Annotated in this window: 9 protein-coding genes; 8 read left to right on the top strand and 1 reads right to left on the bottom strand. The window is 69.6% G+C overall.

Annotation, left to right across the window (positions count from 1 at the left end; genetic code table 11):
- Nucleotides 1-192: 192 nt before the first annotated feature.
- Nucleotides 193-1,347: a rod shape-determining protein RodA gene (gene rodA, locus AC1D2K_RS23775; protein ID WP_478091460.1), complete on the bottom strand. Its 1,155-nt coding sequence runs from the start codon at nucleotides 1,345-1,347 to the stop codon at nucleotides 193-195.
- A gap of 80 nt (nucleotides 1,348-1,427) precedes the next feature.
- Here rodA and AC1D2K_RS23780 point away from each other — a divergent pair, with 80 nt between their 5' ends.
- The 8 genes from AC1D2K_RS23780 to AC1D2K_RS23815 all read left to right on the top strand — a co-directional run.
- Nucleotides 1,428-2,018: a YqiA/YcfP family alpha/beta fold hydrolase gene (locus AC1D2K_RS23780; protein WP_478091461.1), complete on the top strand. Its 591-nt coding sequence runs from the start codon at nucleotides 1,428-1,430 to the stop codon at nucleotides 2,016-2,018.
- Between the two features lie 36 nt (nucleotides 2,019-2,054).
- Nucleotides 2,055-4,112 carry a ribonuclease catalytic domain-containing protein gene (locus AC1D2K_RS23785; protein WP_478091463.1) on the top strand — a complete coding sequence of 686 codons (2,058 nt, stop codon included), beginning with the start codon at nucleotides 2,055-2,057 and terminating at the stop codon, nucleotides 4,110-4,112.
- Nucleotides 4,109-4,963, top strand: a complete 855-nt coding sequence (locus tag AC1D2K_RS23790) for an energy transducer TonB (RefSeq protein WP_478091464.1) — start codon at nucleotides 4,109-4,111, stop codon at nucleotides 4,961-4,963. Before AC1D2K_RS23785 ends, AC1D2K_RS23790 begins: the two co-directional genes overlap by 4 nt.
- 13 nt (nucleotides 4,964-4,976) lie before the next feature.
- Nucleotides 4,977-5,822, top strand: a complete 846-nt coding sequence (gene aroE, locus AC1D2K_RS23795; RefSeq protein ID WP_478091466.1) for a shikimate dehydrogenase — start codon at nucleotides 4,977-4,979, stop codon at nucleotides 5,820-5,822.
- Complete coding sequence (locus AC1D2K_RS23800) at nucleotides 5,819-6,568, top strand: transglycosylase domain-containing protein (protein WP_478091467.1); 750 nt, start codon at nucleotides 5,819-5,821, stop codon at nucleotides 6,566-6,568. Before aroE ends, AC1D2K_RS23800 begins: the two co-directional genes overlap by 4 nt.
- Nucleotides 6,569-6,599: 31 nt before the next feature.
- Nucleotides 6,600-7,385, top strand: a complete 786-nt coding sequence (locus AC1D2K_RS23805; protein ID WP_478091469.1) for a lysophospholipid acyltransferase family protein — start codon at nucleotides 6,600-6,602, stop codon at nucleotides 7,383-7,385.
- On the top strand, nucleotides 7,386-8,450 hold the full coding sequence (locus tag AC1D2K_RS23810) for a phosphatidate cytidylyltransferase (RefSeq protein WP_478091470.1): 1,065 nt from the start codon (nucleotides 7,386-7,388) through the stop codon (nucleotides 8,448-8,450). It abuts the gene before it with no gap.
- A 17-nt stretch (nucleotides 8,451-8,467) separates the two neighbouring features.
- Nucleotides 8,468-8,562 (top strand): crossover junction endodeoxyribonuclease RuvC (locus AC1D2K_RS23815; RefSeq protein WP_478091472.1); only part of this gene is annotated, 95 nt, incomplete at its 3' end.

The following is an 8,562-nucleotide window of genomic DNA, read 5'->3' on the forward strand; positions in this document are numbered from 1 at the left end:
GGCAAAGCCGGTTCCGCGGTGTTTCACCAACGGGCCTGGCTGCGCCGGCCGGTGGATACTGGCGCTGTGTTCGTTCGACGGCTGCGCGCGGCGCGTCTGTTCGGGGGCTGCCGCGGAACCGGCTTCGCCGGGCCGCCGGCAGCGCCCCCTGAAAGGGGGTGGGCGGCTACACGCAGTGAGCCAACCTGGGGGTCAGCTCTGGATCATTCGCTTGGCGCGGGAGATGGACATCAGGATGCCCAGCCCCAACCCCAGCGTGACCATGGCCGTGCCGCCATAGCTGATGAAAGGCAGCGGCACCCCCACCACCGGCAGGATGCCGCTCACCATGCCCATGTTCACGAAGGCATAGGTGAAGAAGATCATCGTGACCGCGCCGGCCAGCAGCCGGGAGAACAGCGTCGGCGCATCGAGCGCGATCGCCAGTCCGCGGAAGATCAGGAAGATGAAGGCCGCGATCAGCGCCAGATTGCCGGCCAGCCCGAACTCCTCGGAATAGGCCGCGAAGATGAAGTCGGTGGTGCGCTCGGGAATGAATTCCAGGTGCGTCTGCGTGCCCTGCATGAAGCCCTTGCCGCCGAGGCCGCCCGAGCCGATCGCGATCATGCCCTGGATGATGTGGAAGCCCTTGCCGAGCGGGTCCTTGGTCGGGTCCAGCAGCGTGCAGACGCGCTGCTTCTGGTATTCGTGCAGGATCTTCCAGTCGAAACCGTTGGCGCACAGCGTCGACTCGAAGCCGACGATCAGCGCCACCGCGACGATGCCGATCAGGACCGGCGGCACGATCAGCTTCCACGACAGGCCGGCGAAGAAGATCACCGACAGGCCGGTGGCCAGCACCAGCAGCGCGGTGCCGAGGTCGGGCTGCTTCATGATCAGGCCGACCGGCACCGCCAGCAGCACCGTCGCGACGACGAAGTCGAGCGGCCGCAGTTGCCCCTCCCGACGCTGGAACCACCAGGACAGCATCAGCGGCATCGCGATCTTGAGGATCTCGCTGGGCTGGATCACGACACCGACGTTGATCCAGCGCTGGGCGCCCTTCTTGGTGATGCCGAACAGCGCCACCGCCACCAGCAGCGCCACGCCGAGGGTGTAGATCGGCACCGCCAGCGTCATCAGGCGCTGCGGCGGCACCTGCGCCACCACGAACATGATGAAGCCGGCCAGCAGCATGTTGCGGCCGTGGTCGACGAAGCGGGAGCCATGGTCGTAGCCGGACGAATACATGGTCAGCATGCCGGCGCAGGCCAGCAGCAGCACGGCAAAGGCGAGAAAACCGTCGAAGCCCTGGAACACGGGCAACAGGCGCCGCGCGAGCGAAGGTTGATGGAAGACGGCCGACATGGGCCGCGATTATCGACGCCCGGAGCTTCGCCGACGGGCTCCAGGGGCCATTTTCGGCCGCAGTTCCGGATAATCGCGGCATGCCGCCCACCACCCACCTGCTCTATCTGCACGGCTTTCGCTCGTCGCCCCGGTCCACCAAGGCCAGCCAGATGGCCCGGCGCGTGGCCCGCCAGCACCCGAACCTGCACTGGTGGTGCCCGCAGCTGCCGCCTTCGCCGCGCGAGGCGATCGCGCTCGTGATGGGGGGCATCGCCGGCTGGCCGCGCAGCTCGATGGCGGTCGTCGGCTCCTCGCTCGGCGGCTTCTATGCCACCTATGTGACAGCCACCACCTATTGCCGGGCGGTGCTGCTCAACCCGGCGGTGGACCCGGCGCGCGACCTGGTGCGCCACATCGGCGATCAGACCCTCTGGCACGATCCGGCGGAGCACTTCCATTTCCGGCCCGAATACATCGCCGAGCTGCGCGCGCTCGAGGTCGGGCCGCTGGACCGGCCCGAGCAGGTGTTCGCGATCATCGCCAAGGGCGACGAGGTGCTCGACTGGCGCGACATGTCGGACCGCTATCCGGGCAGCCGGCTGAAGATCCTGGAGGGCGGCGACCATGCCCTGTCGGATTTCGAGACGCAGCACCTGGACGAGGTCCTTGCCTTCATCGATCCGGCCTGACGCTCCGCCGCAGCCGCGCATGGGAGAATCCGCCCCATGTTTGTATTGTTCGAAGAAGCCGGCAAATACCTGGGCGGCCGCGTCCTGTCGGAGGCCGAAGCCTCGGCACAGGTGGAGCTCGAGACCGGCAAGCGGGTCAAGGTCAAGGGCGCCAACATCGTGCTGCGCTTCGAGAAACCCTCGCCGGCCGAGCTGATCGCCGAGGGCCGCGCGCTCGCGGCCACGGTCGATCTCGACCTGGCCTGGGAATTCGCGCCCGAGGGCGAATTCGGCTTCGACGAGCTGGCCACCGAGTACTTCCAGGCCCGTCCGACGCTGGTGCAGCAGGCGGCGGCGCTGCTGGCCCTGTTCGAGGCGCCGCACTACTTCCGCCGCGCCGGCAAGGGCCGCTTCAAGAAGGCGCCGGCCGAGATCATCCAGCAGGCGCTGGCCGCGATCGAGAAGAAAAAGCTCGTGCAGGCCCAGATCACCGAGTGGGCCGGCCAGCTGGCCGCCGGCGTTTGCCCGGCCCCGGTGCGCGAGCAGCTGTTCAAGATCCTGTTCCGCCCCGACAAGAACGCGCCCGAATACAAGGCCGTCGTCGATGCCGCCCGCGCCACCCAGCGCCCGCCGCTCGAGCTGCTGAAGCGGGCCGGCGCCATCGACTCGGCCTACCAGTTCCACTGGCGCCGCTTCCTGTTCGAGAACTTCCCCAAGGGCACCGGCTTCCCGTCGCTGCAGCCGCCGGTCATCGCCGACGAACTGCCGCTGGCCGACGTGCAGGCCTTCTCGATCGACGACTCGCACACCACCGAGATCGACGATGCACTCTCGGTGCAGGGGCTTGGCAGCGGCACGGTGGTGGTCGGCATCCACATCGCGGCGCCGGGGCTGGCCCTGGTGCCCGGCGGCGCGATCGACCAGGTGGCGCGCGCGCGCATGTCGACCGTCTACATGCCGGGCCACAAGATCACGATGCTGCCCGACCACGTGGTCGAGGCCTACACGCTGCAGGAAGGGCGCGACTGCCCGGCGGTCTCGCTCTACGCGACCTTCGACGAGCAGACGCTGGCGCTCAAGGGCACCGAAACCCGGCTCGAACGGGTGCCGATCGTCGCCAACCTGCGCCATGACCAGCTCGACACGGTGATCACCCAGCCCTGGCTGGAAGACGCTTCGGCCGGCGCCGCGGAAACGCCCGCGATGCTGGCCCCGCTGCGCGCGCCGCTGTCCTTCCTGTTCCGGCTGGCGAAACAGCTGAAGGCCCAGCGCGAGGTGGTGCGCGGCAAGCCCGAGAACTTCAGCCGGCCCGACTACACCTTCCGCCTGGTCGGCAACGACGGCGAACCGACCGGCAACGAACCGGTGCAGATCGGCACCCGCCAGCGCGGCGCGCCGCTGGACCTGATCGTCTCCGAGGCCATGATCCTGGCCAACAGCAGCTGGGGCGGCTGGCTCGGCGAGCTCGGCGTACCCGGCCTCTACCGCAGCCAGGCCAGCCTGGCGCCCGGCATCAAGGTGCGCATGGGCACGCGGGCGCTGCCGCACGCCGGCCTCGGCGTGAAGAGCTACGCCTGGAGCACCTCGCCGCTGCGCCGCTACACCGACCTCGTGAACCAGTGGCAGATCATCGCGGCCGCGCGCCACGGCAAGACCGCCGCGCTGGCGGCGCCGTTCAAGCCCAAGGACGCCGACCTGTTCTCGATCCTGTCGGGCTTCGACGCCRCCTACAGCACCTACAACGCGCACCAGGGCGGCATGGAGCGCTTCTGGACGCTCAAGTACCTGCAGCAGCAGGGCATCACCGAACTCGAGGCCACGCTGATCAAGGACGTGCCCAACGGCGCGCTGGCGCGGGCCGACACGCTGCCGCTGGTGCTCATGGTGACCGGCACGCAGGGGCTGCAGCGCGGCGCGCGGGTGCGCGTGCGGCTCGGCGAGGTCGACGAGATCGCGCTCGACGTCCACGGCACGGTCATCGAGCGCCTCGATGCCGCGCCCGCCGATGCGCAGGCCGAGGACGAGAGCGGCGAGGACGAGGAAGTCGCCGGCCCGATCGCCATCGCTGTCGACCTGGCCGACACCGAGGCCGCACCGGAGAACGCGCCCGCATGAACCTGCGCGACCTCAGCACGCTGCAGATCGCGCTCGGCGTGTCGATCGTCGCGCACGCGGTCCTGCTGGCGGTCCGCTTCGTCGACCCGGAGTCCTTCAACCGCGTCTTCAAGGAGACGCCGCTCGAGGTGATCCTGGTCAACGCCAGGAGCAACGAGCGCCCGGACAAGGCCAAGGCCATCGCCCAGGCCTCGCTGGCCGGCGGCGGCGACCTCGACCGCGGGCGCGCCACCAGCCCGCTGCCGCCGTCCACCTTCACCGCGATCGGCGACGCGACGGAGGACGCCCAGCGCCAGGTCGAAGCGATGCAGCAGCAGCAGCAGATGCTGCTGGCCCAGATCAAGCAGCAGCTGGCCAGCATGCCGGTGCCCGATCCGCGCGCCCAGGGCAACCCGAGCGAAGCCGCGGCACGCGAGGAAAAGCGGCGCCAGCTGGTCGAGCTGCTGGCCGAGATCGAACGCCGCGTGAACGAGGAGAACGCCCGGCCCAAGAAGCGCTACATCAGCCCGGCCACCCGCGAGGCGGCCTATGCGGCCTACGTGGACGCGCTGCGCCGCAAGATCGAGGTGCGCGGCACCGAGAACTTCCCCGAGGCCGCCGGCAAGAAGCTGTACGGCGAACTGACCATGATGGTGACCGTCAACCACGACGGCAAGATCCTCTCGACCGACATCGTCGAGAGCTCGGGCGACCGGACGCTGGACCGGCGCGCGCAGGCGATCGTGCGCAGCATCGGCGGCTTCGGCAAGTTCACCGACGCGATGCGCCGGCAGACCGACCAGATCGTGCTGCCCTCGCGCTTCAAGTTCACCCGCGACGAGACGCTGGAGACCCAGCTCTCGTCCAGATAACAAGCCACCCGACATGACCGACCTGTACTGCGTGATGGGGCATCCGGTCGAGCACAGCCGCTCGCCCTGGATTCATGCGCGCTTCGCCGAACTGACCGGCCAGACCCTGGACTACGGCCGCCGGCTGGCGCCACTCGACGATTTCGCCGGCGCGGTGGCGGCCTTCCGCGCCGATGCCGCAGGCACGGCGCGCGGCTGCAACGTCACGGTGCCGTTCAAGTTCGAGGCCRCCGCGCTGTGTCAGCACCTGACGCCGCGCGCCGCGCTGGCGAAGGCGGTCAACGTGCTGAGCTTTCGCGACGACGGCGTGCACGGCGACAACAGCGACGGCATCGGCCTGGTCAACGACGTCCGGATCCACGCGGGCGTTGCGCTCGCAGGCAGCGAACTTCTGCTGCTGGGCGCGGGCGGCGGCGCGGCCGGCGTGCTCGGGCCGCTGCTGGAAGCCGGCCCGCGCCGGGTCGTGGTGGCCAATCGCACGCTGGCCAAGGCGATCGCGCTGGTGCAGCGCCACGCGGCGCTGGCGCTGCAGCACCACGTCACGCTCGAGGCACAGGCGCTCGACGGCGTGCCGGGCCGCTTCGACGTGCTGGTGAATGCCACGGCCTCGAGCCTGGCCGGCGGCGAGGTCCCGGTGGCGGCCAGCGTGCTGAAGCCGGGCGCGCTGGCGGTCGACATGATGTACGGGCCGGCCGCGGCGGGCTTCATGGACTGGGCGCGCGCCCACGGTGCCGTGCCGCGCGACGGACTCGGGATGCTGGTCGAGCAGGCGGCCGAGGCCTTCGAGATCTGGCGCGGCGTGCGGCCGCCGACCGCACCGGTGCTGGCCGAACTGCGCGCTCTCGTCGAGGCCCGGTGAGGGCCGTTCTGCGCTGGTTCGGCTGCGTGCTGATCGCGGCCTTCGCGCTGCAGCTCTTCTTCATCCTGCGGATTGCCGCGATGGCGGTGATCGACCCGCAGTCGACGGCGTTCCAGCGCTCCGAAGCCTGGCAGCTCGCGACCCGGGGGCGCAGCAACGGCGAACGCGAATGGCGCCAGCAGTGGGTGCCCTACAGCCAGATCTCGGACGCGCTCAAGCGCGCCGTGATCGCCAGCGAGGACAGCGAGTTCATCTACCACCAGGGCGTGGAATGGGAGGCGATCGAGCGCGCCCGCCAACGCAATGCCAAGGCCGAGGAGATCGCCGCAAGGCGCGCCGCGCAGCTGCGCGCGCGCGGCAAGGAGCCGCGCCCGGCCCAGTTGCGCGGCGGCTCGACCATCACGCAGCAGCTGGCCAAGAACCTGCTGCTCTCGGGCGAGCGCACGATGCTGCGCAAGAGCCAGGAGCTGGTGCTGGCCACCGCGCTCGAGGTGCTGCTGTCGAAGGAGCGGATCCTCGAGATCTACCTCAACAACGTCGAATGGGGCGAAGGCATCTTCGGTGCCGAGGCCGCCGCTCAGCACTACTTCAGGAAGCCTGCTTCGCGGCTCGGCACGCAAGAGGCGGCGCGTCTCGCGGTGATGCTCCCAAGCCCGAAATTCTTCGAGCGCCGGCAAGGCTCGGCCTATCTCGCGAACCGATCGGGCACGATCGCCGCGCGCATGCCGTCCGCAGAACTGCCCTGAGCCGCGGCACCCGGCCCGTATCATCGGCAACATGCTTGCAAAGTTCACGGGGTGGGGATTGCTGGCCTTGATCCGGCTGCTCACCGGCGCCCAGGCGCGCTGGTGGGGCTGTCCCCCCAAGGCCGAGCAGCGCATCTACTTCGCCAATCACCAGAGCCATCTCGACCTGGTCATGATCTGGGCCGCCCTGCCCGAGGAGCTGCGCAGCATCACGCGGCCGATCGCGGCGCGCGACTACTGGGCCAACACGCCGTTCAAGCGCTGGATCACGACCGAGGTGTTCAACGCGATCTATGTGGAGCGCGGCGGTGGCGCGGCAACGGTGCCGCCGACGCCGCCCATGGCACCGCCCGCCGAGCGGATCGAGCCATCGTTCGACGATGCGCCGGGGCATGCCGCGCAGTTCGAGATGCCGCTGTCGCAGCCGCTGCCCGAACCCGGGCCAACGCCCGAACCCGAGCCGCCTCCGGCCCCTCCGGGCAGCGCGGAGGCGCTCGCCCCGCTGCAGCCGCTGATCGAGGCGCTGCAAAGCGGCGACTCGATCATCATCTTTCCCGAGGGCACGCGCGGCCACACGGGCGAGCCGCAGAAGTTCAAGTCGGGCCTCTTCACGCTGGCCCAGCTGTTCCCGGAGGCGGTGCTGGTGCCGGCCTGGATCGACAACGTGCAGCGCGTGATGCCCAAGGGCGAGGTGGTGCCGGTGCCGATCCTGTGCTCGGTCACCTTCGGCGCGCCGATCCGCCTCGAAGACGGCGAGGAGCGCCGCCCCTTCCTCGACCGGGCGCGCGCAGCGGTGGTCGCGCTGCGGGATGTCTAGATGAACCAGTACCTGCGCAACCTCTCTGCGACCCACCAGGTCGCGGCGCTGTTCTTGATCGTCTTCGGTCTGCTCGTCATCGTCAGCACGGTGGCCTTCATGCTGAGCTTCAGGGAGCGCCGCAATCCGGTCCACGACGAGATCTGGCAGCGCGAGCTGCACCATTTCCGCACGCTGCTGCGCACCACCTGGTTCATGGCGGTGGTGTTCTGGATCGGCTGGGCCCTGGGCGAGACCGTGGCGACGCTGCTGTTCGCGCTGATCGCCTTCCTGGCGCTGCGCGAGTTCATCACCCTGTCGCCGACCCGGCGCGGCGACCACCGAAGCCTGATCCTGGCCTTCTTCGTGGTGCTGCCGATCCAGTTCTGGCTCGTCGCGACCGCACACTTCAACCTCTTCACGGTGTTCATCCCGGTCTACGTCTTCCTCGCGATCCCGGTGGTGAGCGCGCTGGCCGACGACCCGAGCCACTTCCTCGAGCGCAACGCCAAGCTGCAGTGGGGCATCATGGTCTGCGTCTACGGCATGAGCCACGTGCCGGCGCTGCTGCTGCTGTCGTTCCCGGGCTACGAGGGCAAGAGCGCCTTCCTGGTGTTCTTCCTGGTGTTCGTGGTCCAGACCTGCATGCTGGTGCAGCACCTGGTCTCGCGGCGCAAGGCGATGCCGCCGGAAGGCGCGCCGCCACCGCCCCAGCCCCCGGGCTGGCTGGGCGCGATCCGGCACCGCCTCTTCATGCAGGAGCCCTTCGCGCCGCACGTGAGCCGCAGCTTCAACTGGACCAGCTGGGCGCTCGGCATGGCGATCGCGAGCGTGGTCGGCGCACTGTTCTCCTTCATCACGCCTTTCAAGTTCGGCCAGGCGCTCGCGGTGTCGCTGATCGCCTGCGTGGCCGGCTCGATGGGGCATCTCGTGATGAAGGCGCTCAAGCGCGACCGCGGCATTCCCAACTGGGGCCGGCGCGGCGTCGGCGTGACCGGCGCCAACGGCCTGCTCGACCGGGTCGATGCCCTCTGCTTCGCGGCGCCCGTGTTCTTCCACGCGGTGCGCTGGTACTTCGACGCCTGAACGCCCGGATCTGACGCATGCGCATCCTCGGCATCGACCCCGGACTGCAGACCACCGGCTTCGGCGTGGTCGACGTGGACGGCCACGCGCTGCGCTATGTCGCCAGTGGCAC

Source organism: Variovorax sp. P1_H12_2 (assembly GCF_056405335.1).

Coding starts and splice junctions, on each gene's coding strand:
- rodA (WP_478091460.1), bottom strand. CDS start 1,347: ATGTCGGCCGTCTTCCATCAACCTTCGCTCGCGCGGCGCCTGTTGCCC.
- AC1D2K_RS23780 (WP_478091461.1), top strand. CDS start 1,428: ATGCCGCCCACCACCCACCTGCTCTATCTGCACGGCTTTCGCTCGTCG.
- AC1D2K_RS23790 (WP_478091464.1), top strand. CDS start 4,109: ATGAACCTGCGCGACCTCAGCACGCTGCAGATCGCGCTCGGCGTGTCG.
- AC1D2K_RS23805 (WP_478091469.1), top strand. CDS start 6,600: ATGCTTGCAAAGTTCACGGGGTGGGGATTGCTGGCCTTGATCCGGCTG.
- AC1D2K_RS23810 (WP_478091470.1), top strand. CDS start 7,386: ATGAACCAGTACCTGCGCAACCTCTCTGCGACCCACCAGGTCGCGGCG.